The 18,542-nt window shown below is 55.4% G+C and carries 17 protein-coding genes; 8 read left to right on the forward strand and 9 right to left on the reverse strand.

Annotated elements, in window-relative coordinates; all coding sequences use genetic code 11:
* Positions 1-110: 110 nt before the first annotated feature.
* Positions 111-638, reverse strand: coding sequence for an inorganic diphosphatase (gene ppa, locus ON072_RS12040; RefSeq protein WP_044735135.1), 528 nt, complete (start codon positions 636-638; stop codon positions 111-113).
* A gap of 207 nt (positions 639-845) precedes the next feature.
* On the reverse strand, positions 846-1,835 hold the full coding sequence (locus ON072_RS12045; RefSeq protein ID WP_025008963.1) for a class 1 fructose-bisphosphatase: 990 nt from the start codon (positions 1,833-1,835) through the stop codon (positions 846-848).
* Between the two features lie 183 nt (positions 1,836-2,018).
* Here ON072_RS12045 and ON072_RS12050 point away from each other — a divergent pair, with 183 nt between their 5' ends.
* Entirely contained in the window at positions 2,019-4,256 is a 2,238-nt protein-coding gene (locus ON072_RS12050; protein ID WP_261752767.1) for a S9 family peptidase, read from the forward strand.
* Between the two features lie 59 nt (positions 4,257-4,315).
* On the opposite strand, the gene ON072_RS12055 is transcribed toward ON072_RS12050, so the two are convergent.
* Positions 4,316-5,512 (reverse strand): cation:proton antiporter, encoded by a 1,197-nt coding sequence (locus ON072_RS12055; RefSeq protein ID WP_261752768.1) that lies wholly within the window; start codon positions 5,510-5,512, stop codon positions 4,316-4,318.
* A 108-nt stretch (positions 5,513-5,620) separates the two neighbouring features.
* Here ON072_RS12055 and ON072_RS12060 point away from each other — a divergent pair, with 108 nt between their 5' ends.
* Positions 5,621-6,490 carry a universal stress protein gene (locus ON072_RS12060; protein ID WP_144166229.1) on the forward strand — a complete coding sequence of 290 codons (870 nt, stop codon included), beginning with the start codon at positions 5,621-5,623 and terminating at the stop codon, positions 6,488-6,490.
* A 12-nt stretch (positions 6,491-6,502) separates the two neighbouring features.
* On the opposite strand, the gene ON072_RS12065 is transcribed toward ON072_RS12060, so the two are convergent.
* On the reverse strand, positions 6,503-7,384 hold the full coding sequence (locus tag ON072_RS12065; protein ID WP_144379971.1) for a LysR family transcriptional regulator: 882 nt from the start codon (positions 7,382-7,384) through the stop codon (positions 6,503-6,505).
* Positions 7,385-7,479: 95 nt separating this feature from the next.
* Between ON072_RS12065 and ON072_RS12070 the strand changes: the two genes are divergently transcribed.
* Both ON072_RS12070 and ON072_RS12075 read left to right on the forward strand, forming a co-directional pair.
* Complete coding sequence (locus ON072_RS12070) at positions 7,480-7,620, forward strand: hypothetical protein (protein WP_156018842.1); 141 nt, start codon at positions 7,480-7,482, stop codon at positions 7,618-7,620.
* A gap of 110 nt (positions 7,621-7,730) precedes the next feature.
* Complete coding sequence (locus tag ON072_RS12075) at positions 7,731-8,759, forward strand: GGDEF domain-containing protein (RefSeq protein ID WP_101060036.1); 1,029 nt, start codon at positions 7,731-7,733, stop codon at positions 8,757-8,759.
* A 9-nt stretch (positions 8,760-8,768) separates the two neighbouring features.
* Here the strand turns inward: ON072_RS12075 and ON072_RS12080 are convergent, their stop codons facing one another.
* Positions 8,769-9,029 carry a DUF5062 family protein gene (locus ON072_RS12080; RefSeq protein WP_025008966.1) on the reverse strand — a complete coding sequence of 87 codons (261 nt, stop codon included), beginning with the start codon at positions 9,027-9,029 and terminating at the stop codon, positions 8,769-8,771.
* Between the two features lie 338 nt (positions 9,030-9,367).
* Here ON072_RS12080 and acnA point away from each other — a divergent pair, with 338 nt between their 5' ends.
* Positions 9,368-12,040, forward strand: coding sequence for an aconitate hydratase AcnA (gene acnA / locus ON072_RS12085; RefSeq protein WP_144379970.1), 2,673 nt, complete (start codon positions 9,368-9,370; stop codon positions 12,038-12,040).
* 121 nt (positions 12,041-12,161) lie between these two features.
* Positions 12,162-12,635, forward strand: a complete 474-nt coding sequence (locus tag ON072_RS12090; RefSeq protein ID WP_025889971.1) for a hypothetical protein — start codon at positions 12,162-12,164, stop codon at positions 12,633-12,635.
* A gap of 63 nt (positions 12,636-12,698) precedes the next feature.
* Here ON072_RS12090 and ON072_RS12095 read toward each other — a convergent pair whose 3' ends face one another.
* Positions 12,699-13,631, reverse strand: coding sequence for a LysR family transcriptional regulator (locus tag ON072_RS12095; protein ID WP_144379969.1), 933 nt, complete (start codon positions 13,629-13,631; stop codon positions 12,699-12,701).
* A gap of 96 nt (positions 13,632-13,727) precedes the next feature.
* On the opposite strand from ON072_RS12095, the gene ON072_RS12100 reads away from it, so the two are divergent.
* Both ON072_RS12100 and ON072_RS12105 read left to right on the forward strand, forming a co-directional pair.
* The gene (locus ON072_RS12100) at positions 13,728-14,720 is read left to right on the forward strand and encodes an aldo/keto reductase (RefSeq protein WP_025889972.1); all 993 of its coding nucleotides are present in this window, start codon (positions 13,728-13,730) and stop codon (positions 14,718-14,720) included.
* A 968-nt stretch (positions 14,721-15,688) separates the two neighbouring features.
* Positions 15,689-16,324 carry a class I SAM-dependent methyltransferase gene (locus ON072_RS12105; RefSeq protein WP_144379968.1) on the forward strand — a complete coding sequence of 212 codons (636 nt, stop codon included), beginning with the start codon at positions 15,689-15,691 and terminating at the stop codon, positions 16,322-16,324.
* Between the two features lie 107 nt (positions 16,325-16,431).
* Here the strand turns inward: ON072_RS12105 and ON072_RS12110 are convergent, their stop codons facing one another.
* From ON072_RS12110 to napG, 3 genes are read right to left on the reverse strand one after another with little or no spacing between them, the layout of a single operon-like run.
* Entirely contained in the window at positions 16,432-16,872 is a 441-nt protein-coding gene (locus ON072_RS12110) for a nitrate reductase cytochrome c-type subunit (protein ID WP_025889974.1), read from the reverse strand.
* Positions 16,869-17,801, reverse strand: coding sequence for a quinol dehydrogenase ferredoxin subunit NapH (napH, locus tag ON072_RS12115; protein ID WP_144379967.1), 933 nt, complete (start codon positions 17,799-17,801; stop codon positions 16,869-16,871). The genes ON072_RS12110 and napH overlap by 4 nt, the downstream gene beginning before the upstream one ends.
* The gene (gene napG / locus ON072_RS12120) at positions 17,798-18,541 is read right to left on the reverse strand and encodes a ferredoxin-type protein NapG (RefSeq protein WP_144379966.1); all 744 of its coding nucleotides are present in this window, start codon (positions 18,539-18,541) and stop codon (positions 17,798-17,800) included. Before napG ends, napH begins: the two co-directional genes overlap by 4 nt.
* Position 18,542 lies beyond the last annotated feature (1 nt).

Here is an 18,542-nt window from a genome sequence, read left to right on the forward strand (position 1 = left end):
ACAATAACTCTCCAACCGTTTTCATTTCCAGTCCACGCTAATCTGCGATGAACCATAAAAAAGCCAGCTGTTGGCTGGCTTTTATGCTTATCCTCGGGTTACAGGGCCACTTAGCCTTTGTAACGCTCGGCGCTTGACAGGATTTCGGCGCGGGCGGCTTCGGCATTTTCCCAGCCATCAACTTTAACCCACTTGCCGGATTCCAGATCCTTGTAGTGTTCGAAGAACTGTTTGATCTGGGCTTTCAGCAGCTCAGGCAGATCGTTCACATCCTGGATATGACCGTATTCCTTGGAGATCTTCTCGTGTGGTACGGCAACAATCTTGGCATCTTCACCTGACTCGTCGGTCATTTTCAGTACGCCAACTGGACGACAACGGATAACGCTGCCTGGCTGCAGTGGATACTGAGTAGGAACCAGTACGTCTACCGGATCACCATCCAGGCTCAGAGTTTGGTTCACATAGCCGTAGTTGCAAGGATAGAACATAGGCGCAGTCATCATGCGATCCACAAACAAGGCACCTGTGTCCTTGTCCACTTCATACTTGATAGGGTCGTGGTTTTGTGGGATTTCGATGATCACGTAGATGTCATCTGGCAGGGATTTGCCCGCAGGCACTGCATTTAAGCTCATGGAAGTATCCTTAGACTGTGTATAAATCTATTTCAGGTCCGGCCTGAAGTTCAGTGTGGCGCGTATTATAGCGCGATTTGACGGCTTGCCAATGAAAGGCCGCAGTCTTAAGACTAATTGCCAACAGTTCATCCCAGGCTATCTGTCTCAGGCCTTGAATTGTACCGTCAATTCAGGGCTGCCGACCCCGGCAGCCCCAAGCGGCGTTTAGAGTTCAGGCTCGCCGCTGTAATCCTGCTGATGGTACTCGAGGCAGGCATCGACTTCATTGGCCGAGCCCAGGATGACAGCTACCCGCTGGTGAATTTGCTCCGGTTGGATGTCGAGAATGCGCTGATAACCTGTGCTGGCCTTGCCGCCGGCCTGTTCAACCAGCAGTGCCATAGGGTTGGCTTCGTACATCAGTCTCAGCTTGTAGGGCTTATCCGGATTCTTGTTGTCAGTTGGGTAGGTAAAGATGCCGCCGCGGCTCAATACTCTGTGCACATCGCCCACCATGGCGGCAATCCAGCGCATGTTGAACGACTTCTCTCTCGGGCCTATTTTGCCGAGCAGCAGATCGGCAATATAGGTCTGCATCGGCGCTTCCCAGAATCTCTGGTTGGACATATTGATGGCGAACTCGGCGGTGTCTTTGGGAATGTTCACTGCTTCATTGGTCAACAGATACTCGCCGCTGTCCGGGTTCAGGGTAAAGAGTTGTACCCCTTGGCCTGTGGTCAGGGCCAGCATGGTCGATGGGCCATAGAGCACATAGGCAGCCGCCAGTTGCTCGCTGCCTTTTTGCAGGAAACTCTGCTCGCTGATCTCCCCCTCGGGTGCCGGCAGTACAGAAAAAATGGTGCCCACCAGTGAGTTGATGTCTATGTTGGAAGAGCCGTCCAGTGGGTCGAAACACACCAGAAATTCACCGCTGTCACCGACTTCAACAATATGATCTTCCTCTTCCGATGCCAGGGCGCGCACTGTGCTTTCGGCCTTGAGGGCATCTTTGAGCATTTCGTTGGTGATCACATCCAGTTTCTTTTGGGTTTCACCCTGAACGTTTTCCTGGGTGGTGGCGCCCAGCACACCGGCCAGTGCACCGTGTCTTACCGCCTGACTGATGGCGACTGAGCTTTGGGCCAGAGTGAGGAGCAATTGGGACAAGGCTGGGCTGACAGCCTGCTGTTTGAGGGTTTGGGCCAGAGTCTGCATCTTGTTTCCTTAAAAGAGGTCTGAGCTTTTTCTGGGACAGGATCATAACCGAGAACCGGCGATATTTCAGCGGCCAATTGCACGGGTTTGCCGATCCCTTGTCAATTGGGGCAGAATGAGGGCTGTTTTTTGGGCTGTGGCCGGATGCCAAAGCCCCTGTATCCTACAATTCCGGAAATAATAATGAAAAAAACTTGGATGGCTTCGGCGCTTATGGCAATACCTTTGACACTGGCCTCCGGCCAGTCTTTCGCTCTGGAGGGTGGCAAAACCCCTTTGACGGTTGAGCGTCTCTATTCTTCACCGGCACTGGCCGGTGCCAGTCCCCGAGGGCTGAAACTGTCTCCCGACGGCAAGCGGGTTACTTACCTGGCGGGCCGTAAAGACAATCAGTATTTCTACGATCTTTGGCAGATGGATGTCGCCACCGGCCAGGTCAGTTTGCTGCTGGACGCCTCCAGGCTCGAAGCCGGTGAACTTTCCGATGAAGAGAAGGCCCGCCGCGAGCGGCAGCGAGTGTATGGCCAGGGGATCATGGAATACTTCTGGGCCGACGACAGTCAGGCACTGCTGATCCCGGCGGCCGGCAAGCTCTACTACTTCAGCCTGGCCGATGCCAAGGTGACTCTGCTGCCGACAGGGGATGCCTTTGCTACAGATGCCAAACTGTCGCCTAAGGGCAATTTTGTCTCCTTTGTAGCCGAACAAAACCTCTATGTTCTCAAGCTGAAAGACCATAAGCTCACTGCGCTGACCCAGGATGGTGGCGGGGCCATCAAGAACGCCATGGCCGAGTTTGTGGCTCAGGAAGAGATGGACCGTATGACAGGTTACTGGTGGGCACCGGATGAATCGGCCATCGCCTATACCCGCATCGATGAGTCGGGTGTAGAGCTGGTGACCCGCAATGAGATCTATGCCGATGGCATCAAGCTGACCGAGCAGCGTTATCCCTATGCCGGCAAGCCCAATGTCGAGATTGCCCTGGGGGTAGTATCGCTGGCGTCCGGGAAGACCCAATGGATGGATCTCGGCAGTGAGAAAGATATCTATCTGCCGCGGGTGAAATGGCTGCCGGACAGCAAGCACTTGTCGTTCCAGTGGCAGAATCGCAGTCAGCAGCAGCTGGATCTGCGTCAGGTAGACAGCCGCGAGGGCAAAGGCGCCGTGACTCTGGTGTCCGAGCGCAGCGATGCCTGGGTTAACCTCAACCACGACCTCTATTTTCTCAAGCAGCAGCCCGGCTTTATCTGGGCATCCGAGCGTGATGGCTTCAACCATATCTACCTGTTTGATGATAAGGGCAAGGTCAAACGGCAACTGACCAGGGGAAAATGGGCGGTCGATGAGATAGAACACCTAGATGAAAAGCAGGGCTGGGTTTATTTCAGTGGCCGTAAAGACAGTGTGGTCGAGCGCCATCTGTATCGGGTCAGCCTCAATGGCGGTGAGATAGAGCGGATCAGCCGGCGTGGCGGCATGCACAATGCCGTGTTTGCCGACAAGGAGTCTGTTTACCTCGACTACTTCAACAGTCTGTCGCAGCCTCCCCAGGTGAGTCTGCACAACCAAAGCGGTGAGCATCTGGCTTGGGTGGAAGAGAACGCCGTCAAGGCCGGACACCCTCTGTATGACTATGCCGGGCTGTGGCAGTTGCCCGAGTTTGGCACCCTCAAGGCCAAAGATGGCAAGGCGCTGCAATACCGCCTGTTCAAGCCGGTGAATTTCGATAGTAAGGCCAAATACCCCGTGGTGGTGCGGGTTTACGGTGGGCCTCACGCCCAGTTGGTGGTCAATAGCTGGAGTGAGCAGGATTACTACACCCAATATCTGTTGCAGCAGGGCTTTGCCGTGTTCCAGCTGGATAACCGGGGCTCGGCGCATAGAGGCACGGCCTTCGAGCAGGTAATCTACCGCCATCTTGGTGAAGCCGAAGTGGAAGATCAGAAGACAGGTGTCGATTTCCTGCGTACCCTTCCCTGGGTCAAGGCCGACAGCATTGCCATCTATGGCCACAGCTATGGCGGCTATATGGCGCTGATGAGCCTGTTCAAGGCGCCCGACTACTTCAAGGCGGCCATCAGTGGCGCCCCTGTAACCGACTGGGCCCTGTACGACACCCACTACACCGAACGCTACCTCGGCCATCCTGACGACAACGCCAAGGGCTACGAGGCCAGCAGTGTCTTCCCCTATGTGAGCAAGTATCGTTCAGGCTTGCTGATGTATCACGGCATGGCCGATGACAATGTATTGTTCGAGAATAGCACCCGGGTATACAAGGCGCTGCAGGATGAAGGCAAGTTGTTCCGCATGATAGATTACCCCGGCTCCAAGCACTCGATGCGGGGGGATAAGGTGCGCACCCATTTGTACCGCTCGCTGACCGACTTCCTGGAGACAGAGTTGAAAGGTAACTGAGTCAATAAGCTGAAGTTATCTGGAAGCATAAAATGCCGCGCCTCATATGGCGCGGCTTTTTATGCTTCGCCCTCCTTGGGCAACAGGCGTCTGAGCAGCAAGGGGCCGAGCAGGGTGGTGATGGCTATTACCAACACCAATTCGGTAAATACCTTGGCCGGAATGATATCCAACTGCCGCCCCACTTCTGCAAAGACCAAACCGACTTCACCTCTGGGCACCATGGCACTGCCGACTATCAGCTTTTGCCGCCAAGTGCCGCTGACCACCAAACCGGCGGCCAGCTTGCCGATAAATGCCAGCAGTATCATCGCCAGCAAGAGTAACAGGCTGTAGGGGCTGAGGTTCAACTGGCTCAAGTCGAGGCTTATCCCCACATAGACAAAGAACACAGGCGCGAACACATCGGTCAGCGGTTGCATCGATTTTTCCAGCTTGTGGGTAAAGGGAAAGGGGTTTTGCAGATACTTCTGCCAGGGCCAGATAAACTGCCTTGATAGCGCCAAACCGGCGGCAAAACCGCCGAGCAGTGCCGGAGCGCCGAAAAGGTGTGCCAGCCAGGCAAACAGGCAGATCAGTGTCAGCATAACCACGGCTTCATAGCCGGGTGTCTGGGACTGGTAGCTGAATACCCGCAGCAGATAGACCAGCATTCTGCCAAGAGGCGGCGCCAGCAGCAGAAACAGCAGCAGTAAGCCACAGAGTTTGATAATTGCCAGCGGTGCCAGTTGGCCTTCACTGGCAAAGTTGAACAGCAAACTGAGCAGTATTACCCCGGCAATATCGTCGAATACCGCCGCTCCCAGAATCAAATGACCGGCACTGGATTGTTGCTGGCCACTGTCGCTTAGCACCCTGAGGGAGATGCCTATGCTGGTAGCCGTCAGGGTACAGCCGTAGAAGATGGCGGCAAACAGCGACAGCTCCAGCCAGTAAAAGGCGGCCAGGCCGGTGAGCAGCAGCGGCATCACTATGCCGATAATGGCCACCGCCGCCACCTGGCGCCCGGCGCTGTAGAGGCGTTTTATCGAGGTTTCGGCGCCGATGGAAAACAGCAGCAGTATCACCCCGAGCTCGGCGATATTTGCCAGCACCTGGGTCGGTTCGAGCCAGCCGAGCACTGAAGGGCCCAGCAACAAGCCTGCACCTATTTCCCCCACCACCGGCGGCCAACCGATACGGTTACAGCACTCTCCCAGCACCCGGGAGAACAGCAAGATCAGGAACAAGGCGATCAACAGGCTATCTATCGACATTGAGTATCCCCCATAGGTGCAATTGTTGATCGGGATCAGTATGGTTTATTCTGCATCAGATTAGAGTCTAAAAAATAGCCGATTACCAGAAAAATCCGGAGAAAACAAATGGGTAAGCTTTTTATCATCGAACAACATGAAGAGGCTAACACTGATGCGATTGCCAAGGGACTGGAAGTAGCGGAACTACTAGGTAAGCAACCACAGGTATTTGCTTATTGCTACGAATATTTTTCCGGTGATGATTATTATAGCCCACGGCTTGCCGGGGCCGCCCAGCAGCGGCTGATGAAGGAGAAGCAAGCCGAGGTGTCGGCTCATCTCAAGGAGTTGGATGCCGAAGATGTACCGCTGCATATCATCTGGAGCAAGTATCTCTACGAGCATGTCAGTAACCATGCCGGCCGCTATGGTTTTGATATGGTGGTCAAAACAGTTCACCAGAGCGAGCACTTTCTGCCGACCGATTGGCATCTTATTCGCAGTACCAAGGTGCCCTTGATGCTGCTCAGCGACAATCCGATCAAGAAGGCGTCAAGTATTCTGATGGCGGTGGATCTCGATGCCAGAAGCCAGCAAAAACAGCGCCTCAACCAACTGGTGTTGCAACATGGCCGCCAGTTGGCCGAGGCCAGCGGTGCCAAGTTGCATCTGGCGCATATTATCCGGGTACCCAAGGTGATCCGCGATCTTGAGGTGCTCAACCTGCATGAAATGGTCAAGTCGGCCTGGCGTAAGCATCAGGCCATGCTGGACCAGACCGGGCTTCCCAAAGAGCAGATCCATATCATTGCCGGCGATCCGGATCTTTGTCTGTATCAGTTGTCCTGCAGGCTCAAGAGCGACTATCTGGTGATAGGTGCTCGTCAGCGCCAGGGCTTGATGGGACGGGTGATAGGCAATACCGCCGAGCAGATCTTGCGGCGCGTGCGCAGCAATGTGCTGGTGATCCCAACCGATGAGGAACAGGCAAGCTGATAGCTTGCCTGCTCACAAGCCCTTTTTGCTGAGGGCAACCAAGGCCTCGGCGGCCGGGGTCAAGGGCAGGTTGTTGCGCCAAATCAGCCCCAGCTGCCAGGTGATTTCACTCGCCATGGGCCGATAGCTGAGGGTTTGCTCGCCGAGCTTGTCGCAGATGGGCTCCGGTAGCAGCGCCAGCCCCATTCCAGCCTGTACCATGGCGCCGAGAAAGTCCCATTGACCACTGCGAAAAGCGATATTCAACGTGACCCCGGCCTCGCGGCTCAGGCGGGTCAATAATTTTGCCAGTGAAAAGTCCTCGTTGTAGAGAATGAAAGGATACTCGGCCAGATCCCGCCATTCTATCGCCTGCTTGCTGGTCAGTGGGTGACCTACCGGCAGGCAGACCTTCAGCGGATAACCCTGCAGCGGCGATGAAGATAGCTGCTCTCCATGGGTGGCCGGCAGCGCCGTGAAGGCGATGTCCAGAGTGTCGGCCAGCAGTGCCTGCTCGCAACCAAAACCACCGTATTCATGCATCTGCAACTCGACCGCCGGATAGGTGCGGCGAAACTCGGTCAACAGATCTATGGTCAGACTGCTCATCATGGGGCAGACCCCGAGGCGCAGGTGGCCGGATTTGAGGCCACTCAAGTTACTCAAGTCCTGCTCCATTCTGTGCCATTGACCTATTATCTGGCAGGCGCTGGCATGGAATATCTCTCCGGCCTGAGTGAGCTCTACCTTCTGATTGCTGCGGATCAAGAGCTGTTGATCCAGGGATTCCTCCAGACGTTGGATCATCTTGCTCAATGTCGGCTGAGTCAGGTACAGCTGCTCGGCGGCGCGGGTAAAGTTGCCGGTTTCCACCAGGGTCAGAAAGCAGTGTAAGGTCTTGATAGGTACGTTCATGCTTATTTGGAATTCTCGCTATGGAATTAATTCATTTTACTAATAGTCATGGCGGCGTTAATTTGATCAGCGTCCCAAGTAAAGAGGAAAAATCGATGAAAGCCTATCAAGGTTTGTGGGTCAGCTCTCTGTGGCAAACCGCCACTGAAACTCAGGAACATAAGGCCAAGCCTGCCAAAGCCAAGTCCCAGAGTTTTTGGAAGCTGATGTTCCACAAAAAAGCCAAAGCAGTCTAAAGTTACCCGGCCCGTGCCGGGTTTCTTTTATCCCGCCAATACCCCTTCCTTTGTTTTGCCCTGTTGGCCCTTTGGGTTAGTATTTGCCTGATTAATTCAAGGGGAAGCTTGTGGATCTCAGCCAGATATGGACGGACGAATCCGAGTACCGTCGGGTTGCGCTCAAAGTCAGCGCATGGACTATTTTTTGCCTCGGGGTGCTGTTCAGTGGCTTTAACTGGTATATGGGGTTGCCATTACTGTCTTTGATGGAACTGGCCATGGCCGGTTTCTGTCTGTTGTTGCTCTACCGTTTGCCCACAACCTCCAGGCTGAAAGAGTGGTCGTTATGCTTTCTGTCTTTGCTCTTTTTCATCGTGCTGCTGGGAATTTGGCAGGCGCGCTTGAGCTCAATTCTCTACAGCTGGTTATTTATCTTTCCGCTGCTTTCTTATCTGCTGCTGGGTAAACGTTGGGGCGTGGGTTTTAACGCGGTATTTATCTTTGGTGGTATGAGTTTATTGCTGCTGCGGCTGGTTATGCTGGAGTCGGAGCTGCATTTTTCCTTATTCATCAACGTGGGTCTGTGTCTGTCTACTTTGTGGATCATGAGTCATGTGTTTGAGAGCAAGCGGGCCGAAATGGTTGAACGTTTGCAACTGATGGCGGCGCTGGATCCACTGACCTCTGTCTACAACCGCTTGCATCTGGAACCGGTATTCAATCTACTGCAGCAACAGATAACAGGGCGTTTGGCACTCTTGCTGGTGGATGTCGATCATTTCAAGCAGATTAACGACAATTTGGGCCACGATGCCGGCGACAGGGTGTTGCAGCAGTTGGCGCGGCTACTGCAGGAGTTTGTGCCGTCCCCTGAGCATGTTTTTCGCGTCGGCGGTGAAGAGTTTTGTCTCTTGCTGCCGGTGGCGGACATGGCCGAGGCGCAGAGGCTGGCAGAGTCTGTCAGAGCGGCGGCTGAGTCTCTGCCCCTGGACTTGGCCACAGCACAGGGCCTAAGCGTCAGTATTGGCATAGCCTTGTCACCAGAGCCGAGCTCCAGGCTAAAACCCGAGCTGCGCCAGGTGTATCGTCAGGCCGATGAGCGCCTGTATCAGGCCAAGCTCAATGGCCGTAACCGAATCGAACCGCCGCAGTCCTGAGTATTGCGGCTACTGTAGCAGTGGATGCTCCTTGGGCAACTTGCCGCTGATCCACATTACCAGCCTATGTTTCATATTGGGGCCATCTTCCTTGTCCGATGGCAATGGCCCTATCAGTTTATCCTGCACCAAGAGGCGATAGACGCACTCGACTTTCTCTTTCTCCGGCACCTTGTCCCCAAGCGGGGCAAAGCCACGCTTGAGCGAGTATCCCAAACCTATCTCCAACGCCAGTTTCAACAGAGCCGCTTCATTCTTGTGTTTCTTCATCTGTATCGCTCCCAGCTTGTGCCTGCTCCTAAGCTAACGCAAAGTGACTGAGATTACACTTAAAAATCCTTCGACAGCCTCAGGTGCCCTTGTACCTTATTTGAGCATACTTTAAGCTGGTCGTTGGAACGACAAGGATTAATACCATTCCCGATAGAAGGTGGATTTTCCAACAAGCTTCCCTGAGGCGTGTTGAAAAGGTGCTTGTACGGCGCAGGCCAATGTCGATTTATCCCGATGAACTTTCCATTGTCCTACTTGCCTCCATACCTTTTCACTCTCGCTCGGTGAGCCAGCTTCTGCACGGAATGGCGTACCTCAACGTAGGGAGAGAAGTGATGTCCAAAGTCAAATATCAAGCCAAGGCGCAACGCACCTTGACCGTCAAAAACACCTCATTCCAATACTACAGCCTCAATGAAGGGCCCTTGGCGGAAATTGCCGAGGTTGCCGCATTACCCAAGAGTTGCAAGGTGCTGCTGGAAAACATTCTGCGGCATCTGGATACCGACCATTGTGATATCGACGATCTGCAGGCGCTTGCCAAGGGGCGCGGCCGCGGCAGCCAGCAGGAGATCGCCTATCATCCGGCGCGGGTATTAATGCAGGACTTTACCGGCGTCCCGGCGATAGTCGACCTGGCCGCCATGCGGGCGGCGCTGGTGGCCAAAGGGCGCGATCCGCAAAAGATCAATCCTCTGTCCAAGGTGGATCTGGTGATTGACCACTCGGTCAGCATCGACAAGTTCGCCAATCCGGATGCCTATCGGGACAATGTGGCGATTGAGATGCAGCGCAACTTCGAGCGTTATCAATTTCTCAAGTGGGGCCAGGGCGCCTTCGATAACTTCTCCGTGGTGCCACCGGGTACCGGCATTTGCCATCAGGTAAACCTCGAGTATCTGGCCAAAGGTGTCTGGCAGGGGCTTGGCGAAGAAGGAGCCACTTGGGTCTATCCAGATACACTGGTGGGCACTGACAGCCACACCACTATGATCAACGCCTTGGGGGTACTTGGCTGGGGTGTCGGGGGTATCGAAGCCGAAGCGGCCATGTTGGGGCAACCCATCTCAATGCAGATCCCGGATGTGGTGGGGTTCGAGCTCAAGGGGCAGCTCAGTGAAGGCATTACAGCCACCGACCTGGTGCTCAGAGTCGTGGAGATGCTGCGCCGCCAGGGAGTAGTGGGTAAATTTGTCGAATTCTATGGTGATGGCCTGGATCAGCTGCCGCTGGCCGATCGAGCCACCATCGCCAATATGGCACCGGAATATGGTGCAACCTGTGGCTTCTTCCCGGTGGATGCGCAGACACTGGAGTATCTGCGCCTCAGTGGCCGAGATGAACAGACGGTTGCCTTGGTGGAGGCTTACACCAAGGCGCAAGGGCTGTGGCGAGAGACTGGCGATAGCGCCCCCGAGTTTGCCGATACCCTTAGCCTGGATCTTGCCAGTGTTGAACCCAGCCTGGCCGGGCCCAAGCGGCCCCAGGACAGAGTCGCCGTCAGTCAGCTCAAGCAGGCGGCCGAAGATGCCATTCGTCTCTCGGGGCGTAGCGAGCTTGAGCAGGCGTTTGTACTCGAAGGCAGCGAGCTTGCCATGCACCATGGCGATTTGGTGATTGCCGCCATTACCAGTTGTACCAATACTTCCAACCCGGCGGTGATGCTGGCAGCCGGGTTGCTGGCACAAAAGGCGGTGGAGCTGGGGTTGGAGCGCAAGCCCTGGGTCAAGACTTCGTTGGCCCCAGGCTCCAAGGTGGTGACCCAGTATCTGCAACAGGCCGGACTGCAAACGGCACTCGATAGCCTGGGCTTTAACCTGGTAGGTTATGGTTGCACTACCTGTATAGGTAACTCGGGCCCCTTGCCGGAGGCGGTCACCAAGGCGGTCAGCGAACAGAAGATCCATGTGGGTTCAGTGCTTTCCGGTAACCGTAACTTCGAAGGGCGGATCCACCCCTTGGTGGAGTCCAACTGGCTTTGCTCGCCTCCTCTGGTGGTAGCCTATGCGTTGGCGGGAACCAGCCGTATCGATCTCAGTCGCGATCCCATAGGCCAAGGCCGCGATGGTAAAGCGGTTTTCCTTAAAGACATTTGGCCCAGCAATGCCGAGATAGCCGCCGTAATGGGCAAGGTGAGTCGCAGCCTGTTCCAGCAGCAGTATGCCGATGTGTTTCATGGCGATGATGCCTGGCGCGCCATCGACTCGGGCTCGGGCAAAACCTATGCCTTCGATCCCGCCTCCACCTATATTCAGTTACCGCCCTTCTTCGAAGCCGAATATGGCGGTAATGCGGATGACATTAAGGGGGCCGCGATTCTGGCGCTACTGGGAGACTCTGTCACCACAGATCATATCTCCCCGGCCGGGGTGATCCCCAAAAACAGTCCGGCAGCCGATTACCTGCGCGGTCATGGTGTAGCCGACAAGGACTTCAACTCCTACGGTTCACGCCGCGGGAATCACGAGGTGATGATGCGCGGTACCTTCGGTAATATCCGTATCCGCAATGAGATGGTGCCCGGGCATGAAGGTGGTGTTACCCGGATGCAGGGCGAATCTGAGGTGCGTTTTATCTATGACGTTGCCATGGCCTATCGCGCCAGAAAGCAGGCGAGTGTGGTTATTGCCGGTAAAGAATATGGTACAGGTTCCAGCCGTGACTGGGCCGCCAAGGGTACGCTGCTGCTCGGGGTCAAGGCGGTCATAGTGGAGAGCTTTGAGCGTATTCACCGCTCCAACTTGGTGGGTATGGGCGTGCTGCCATTGCAGTTTCTGCCCGGGGAAACCCGTCAGACTCTGGGCCTTACTGGAGATGAGACAGTGGATATTCTCGGCCTGGATGGCGAGCTTAAGCCAAACCAGAAGCTGCAGGCGCAGATCCATTATCCCAATGGAGAGTCCAAAACCATAGCGCTGCTCAGCCGCCTGGATACCGGCATGGAGGTTGCCTACTACCGTGCCGGTGGTGTGCTGACGTATGTGCTGGAGGGTTTGGCCGCCGAATAGCCCAGCTGCTTCAGGCAAAAACCGCGCCTTTGGGGTGCGGTTTTTTATTGGGAAAAGCCAAGTGGTGCCACAGCGCTCCATGTTTTAAAATGCCGCATAATCTCAAGTGGCAGGAGCGCCCATGTACCAAAACAAACAAGCCGTAGCCCTCGGCAGCCTGGCTCTGATGACAGCCGTTGCCATACTGCTGATCTTACTGGCCTTTTGGGCCTGGCCTAAATACAAGGTCTATAAGCTGGAGCTGGACGGCATCGCCGCTTTGAAGGAAGCAGAGTGGAGCAAGCAGATCCTGATTGAGGAAGCCAAGGCTCGGGAACAGGCGGCCCTGATGCAGGCCAAGGCCAAAGTCACCCTGGCTGAAGCGGAAGGACGGGCAATGATCGCCAGAGCCAAGGCCGAAGGGCAGGCCGATATCGAGCGCGCCAAGGCGGCTGCCGAGGCCAACAAGATTATCGGCGAGTCACTCAAGGGCAATGAAGCCTATCTGCGTTACGTGTGGATCAAGGGGCTGCAGGAAGGCAAGGGCGAGCGCATCTATATTCCAACCGAGGCCGGCTTGCCCTTGCTGGAAGCGGGAAAAGCCCCCGGGAAATAGCCTGTTGCCCGGCAAGCCGGTCGTTACTCGAGTCTGAGTGCGGTTTAGTTGAACTGAGGCAAGTCAGTTGTCCCAGGTTAGCGGTACCGAGTTGGCCTCATGTGGTAACTTGTCGCCGAAGCGTTGCACCAGCCAGTCGATAAACAGCTTCAGTCTGTGGCTGGGGTGGCGTTTGCGTGGATAGATAAGCGACAGTGGCATGGCTTGCGGCGGATACTGCTGTAACACTGGCACCAGAGCGCCACTTTGCAAATGCGGCGCTATACCATAAGTGGGTACCTGGATAAGACCAAAGCCTGCCAATCCGGCGGCAATATAGGCATCTGTACCATTGGTTCTTATGCTTTGGGGCAAGGTATACTGATGGTATTTCCCCTCTTGCCTGAACTCCAGTGGCTCGATACGACCACTTGCGGGCAACAGATAGCCCACCATCTTGTGGTTACTGAGTTGCGAAGGCGTTTGCGGAACTCCGAAGCGCGCCAGATAATCCGGGCTTGCCAGCGTGACTATCTCAAAGCTTCCCAAACTTCTGGCAATAAGGTTGCTGTCCTCCAGTGTGCCGGCCCGCAGTGCCAGATCGACCCCTTCACCTATGATATCGATGCGCGGATCCGAAACGCCAAGCTCCAACTCTATGTCCGGATAACATTGATGAAATTCCGGTAAGGCCGGCAAGATAAGCAATCGGGCGAGTCTGGCGGGCATGTTGATCCTAAGCAGCCCCGCCGGGCAGCTTTCTTTGGCAAATAGGCCCTGAAGATCGTCCCAGTCTGCCAGCAGCGCCGAGGCCTTATCCAACACCTGTTCGCCCTGCTCGGTCAACCTGACCTGTCGTGTGGTGCGTACCAGCAACTGTACCTTGAGTTGCTGCTCCAACCGCTGCACCGCCTGGGTTACGGTCGAGCGTGGTAGATTGAGTAAAATGGCGGCCTTGGTGAAACTTCGCGTCTCGGCGACCCGGCGAAAGATATTCAGGGTTTGCAGTCTATCCATGATTGTTCGTGATTTTGGAATACACTGGCTGTTATAGCGTTATTTATCTCAAAGGTAAAAACAAAGATGCTGTTGGCAGTTCAATGGAGGTAACAGATGAAAACACGAAAACTGGGTAGCAAGGGACCGGAAGTATCGGCGCTGGCGCTGGGATGCATGGGCATGAGCGAGTTTTACGGTCCGGCCAGTGATGCAGAGTCCTTGGCAACGCTGGATCTGGCGCTGGAGCGCGGCGTCAACTTTTGGGATACCGCCGATGTTTACGGACCTTTTCGCAATGAAGAACTGTTGGCACAAGCGCTCAAAGGCCGTAGGCAGCAGATCTTTCTTGCCAGTAAATTTGGCATAGTCAGGGATGAAGCAGATGTGCACAAGCGCGGCGTCAATGGCCGCCCCGAGTATGTCCGCCGCTCTGTGGAAGCCAGCCTCAAGCGTTTGGGGACAGATTATATCGATCTCTATTACCAGCACAGAATGGATCCCGAGGTACCGATAGAGGAAACTGTCGGTGCCATGGCCGAGTTGGTGCAGCAGGGCAAGGTGCGCTATCTGGGTTTGAGTGAAGTGGACAGCGACAGGCTGCGCCGCGCCCACAAGGTGCATCCCATTACAGCGGTGCAGAGCGAATATTCTCTCTGGAGCCGGGATCCTGAAAGCAAGGTATTGCCGCTTTGCCAAGAGCTGGGAATAGGTTTTGTTGCCTACAGCCCTCTGGGGAGAGGTTTTCTCAGCGGTGCTATTCGCAGCATAGACGACTTTGCTGCCGATGATTTCAGGCGCTCTCATCCCAGATTTCAGGGGGAGAACTTTGAACGTAATCTGGCGCTGGTGGATGCCATCAAGGCACTGGCTGAAAGCCGAGGTTGCAGTTCGTCACAGCTGGCGCTGGCATGGCTGCTCAGCCGCAATGAGCATCTGATCCCTCTGTTTGGCACCAAACGGCGGCGTTATCTTGAGGATAATATTCAGGCTTGCACTTTGACTCTTGGCCGAGAGGAGTTGGCGGCCATTGAAGAGGCGTTTCCCATCACAGCAGTAGCTGGGAGCCGTTATGGCGCACAGATGATGCCGTTGTTACCCAATGAGTAGTGGTACTGGGGTTGGCTAATCCCCATTACTTGGGGGTGAGCTTTACACAAGTTCAATTGTGCCTAACCCCTAACCCTAACAATAGGCCATTGCAAATACCAAGGAATATGCTTTGGAGTAGTCGCAGGACGTTGATGATAATAGTGTAGCGAGGCATGGATGCCGGGGTTAGAAGGTCGAGCAAGGCGAATGTTACTAAGCAACAAGTCTATGAGTGTGACCCAAAGTGGCCGTTGTGCATGGAGGCATTTACACCATAACTTTCTGCCGCAGGCACAGCGGCTATCATAGCTTTCAGCCCCAAATTGTATCTAACTGCCAACTAAGCGGCAGCCAATCACCTGCGGTGCGGATAGGCAGGAAGCCTGAATGCCGTGAAGGACAGGACGTCCGAGAACGGCCTCTCACACAGGCGATCCTGTGACACGCTGTAAACCCATTCCTGGGCGCTCGACGAAAACATCCCTGTTTTCGACGGTCACAGTTCCGCCTGTACCTGGATAAAGGTGTACATCTTAAACTGCGAAGTTGTATTGACGGTGATTTAGCCTACGACACCTGAATCCAGGTCCTGATGGATTTGAGGCCCACTCTGGCAGGGATGCCAGAGTGGCGCCATCAGGGATGATTTTATGGCATGCCGAAAAGTCGCCAGGACGAAAGCCCGCGGCAGCTGTGGGGTGAAACTCTACGACTTTTGCCTGAATCTTGGGAACAGTGGTTGTTGCGTCTTGCCGATTAAGCTCTAGGAGCCGGGGTTGGGGTTTGTTAGAGTAGGCGCAGTTTTTGGCGTCGGCTGATGCGGACAAGCGAGAAGGCTTCAGCATGATAGCCAACCGCCGAGTCAAAGTATTGAGCCAGGCCCCGAGTTAAAGCTCTGAGTTAAAGTCTTTAGGCCAAGGCTGTAAAACCAAAGCCGTTAAACCAAAGTCGTTAAACCAAAGCCGTTAAAGTGAACCGAGTCATAGATGAATCCATGCCCCTTGTGTGCCAACACCCAACCTAAACAGACAGTTCCCGCCAGGGTTGCCAGACGTTATTTTCTCTGCCCAGAGTGTCGGCTCATCTTTCTCGACCCTGCGCATTTTCTGCCCTTGAATGAGGAGCAGCAGTTTTACGATACCCACGAGAACAGCATTGACGACCCCGGCTATGTGGGCTTTTTGCAGCGCCTGTTGACGCCGGCGATGACCTTTCTGCGCCCGGGTATGCAGGGACTGGACTTTGGCTGTGGCCCTGGGCCGACACTATCAAAACTCCTTGCCCGGGAAGGGATAGCGTGTGACGATTTCGACCCGCTGTTTTTCCCCAATCCATTGCAGGCGCAGTATGACTTTATTCTCTCCAGCGAGTGTTTCGAGCACTTGCACAGGCCTGCCGCCGAGATAAGCGCGCTGCTGGCACGTCTGGTTCCCGGGGGCTATTTAGGCATAATGACTGACCGCTGGCAGAGTGAAGCCCAGTTTTATGACTGGCACTATACCCGGGATCCTACCCATTGCAGCTTCTTCCATCGTGCAACCTTGGACTGGCTCTGTGAGACGTTTGCTTTGAACTTATGTTTTGTCGATGAGCGGCGGATTGCCATCTTTCAGAAAAACTGAGGCATCAAAGTGAGGGGCTGGAAAGGGCAGGCAAGCCCCAATCCCTTTGGGGCTGTACCTTGAAACCGGGGCGCCTCCAGGAAGCAGCGACCCGGTTTTTCTCGCTATCAGTTGGCAGCGCCAGTGCTGAAGTTATTTTCCACCAGCGGCTGTTTGTTATCGGCCTGAGGCACATGGCACTGGGTACAGAAATAGTTCTGTCCATTGAGGGTGCCCTTGTCGTCGATAACATGGGACTTGGCCACAGGCGTTGCCTTCATACGCTTGGCCTTGCTCCAGTCATGGCAGTTCATGCAGCTGTTTTTCTTCAGGCTGATGGGGTAGTCGGCCTTGTGAGGAATGAGCGGCGGCTGCTCGGCGTAGTTGCGCTCTATGGCATTGCCACGCATTGGATAGGAAGGCATGGCATCGGCCGGGCGTACAGAGCTAATCTCTGCATCGCCACCGCCAAGAGAACTGACGTTAACCGGCTGAGCCGTTTCTGCCTGCTGTCCTGAGCAGGCGCTGAGTGCCAGCAGCATCGCGGCTGCGCTGAGTGTTTTTTTCATTGCTTGTTCTCCGCCTTGGTGGCAATTCGGTTGCAATCTATTTTGTTGGATTTGTCTTTGGCTTCACCCTTGGGTGAGAGCCGGGTTAATGGCGTATCAAACTCAAAGACCTTCTTGGCACAGACATCGATACAGCGGCCGCAGAGGGTGCAATCGGTACTGGTTATCGTAGGGTTGCTTCCCTTGAGGGCGGGTTTGAGCACCTGCCGTTCGGGACACACGGTAAAACAGTCCATACAGTTGTTGCAGTCGTTGGCTCTTACCGCCTCGATATTGACCAGTCGCAGCTTGCCCAGCAGGCTGTAGAGGGCGCCACTGGGGCACAGGTGGCTGCACCAGGCGCGTTCGCTGACGAACAGATCCAGCAGCAGTATCGCCAGCAGCAGCCACAGGCCACTGAAACCACCGAACAGCAAGGCTCGGTAGGCCACGGGAACCGGGTTGAGCCACTCCCAGGCCAACAGGCCGGTCAGTGGGGGCAAGAGCAACACCAATACCAGCAGGTAGTAGCGCAGTGACCTTGGTAGCTCGGGCAATCTGGGCAGGCCCAACTTGCGTCTGAGCCAGGCGGCCGTATCTGTCACCATATTGACCGGGCAGACCCAGCTGCAGAACACCCGTCCACCCAGTAGGCCATAACCCAGGGCGACAATGGCAGCGCCGAGCAGCAGGCTCAGTTCCGGCAGATGGCCACTGGCCAGGCTCTGCAGCGTCACCAGCGGATCGGCCAGCGGCACTGTGTCCAGTAACAGACTGGCCGACAGGTTACCCTTCAGCAGCCAGAGGCCAAACAGTGGCCCTATGGCAAACAGCAGCAAAACGCTCATTTGTGACAGGCGCCTGAGCAGCAGGAACCTGTGTGCCTTCCACCAACCCAGGGTGGCAATGGCATCGGCGGCAAAGGCGTCTGAGCTTTTTTTCCGACTCATATTGCCCCTCCGTTACCCAGTCCGGGCAACCCTTGATTGAGCATCTCCAGGGTGGTCTTTTCCGTGTCTATGTAAGTGTCGTGCTCGGCTGTCTTGCCGCTGGCGAGCTTCTGCGGCAGCACCTTGATCGCCGCCTCTTCCAAAACGCAGGCATGTTCACACTTGCCGCAGCCGGTGCAGATATCGGCATGCACGGTAGGAATAAACATGGCGTGGTGGCCACTGCGCTCATTGCGGGCACGCTCAAGGGTGATGGCCTCATCGATGAGCGGGCAGACGCGGTAGCAGACATCACATCTCAGGCCTTTGAAGTTAAGGCAGTTTTTCTCATCGATCAGTATGGCTGTGCCCATTCTGGCATCCTCGATTTTCTCGAGGCCGGTATCCAGTGCCCCACTGGGACAAGCGCGGGTACAGGGTATGTCCTCGCACATCTCGCAGGGGATACTGCGGGCGCTGAAGAAGGGCGTGCCTGTGGCTGCCCCTTCAAACCAACGCGCCAGTTTCAGGGTGTCATAGGGACAGGCCTCGACACAGAGGCCACAGCGGACGCAGGCCGAGAGAAAGGCGTCCTCAACGAGGGCGCCCGGGGGACGTATCGCCTGGGGCGCCAGCGACTGGGACTTGGCCAGCGCTGATATCCCCAGCCCGGCCAACCCCATCACACAGCCGGCTTTGGCCGTGGTCGCCAGAAACTGGCGACGATTGATGTTATTGACACTATTGCGTTTGTCACCCATT

It is taken from the genome of Shewanella sp. K8 (assembly GCF_028823715.1).
GTDB classification, from domain to species: domain Bacteria; phylum Pseudomonadota; class Gammaproteobacteria; order Enterobacterales; family Shewanellaceae; genus Shewanella; species Shewanella algae.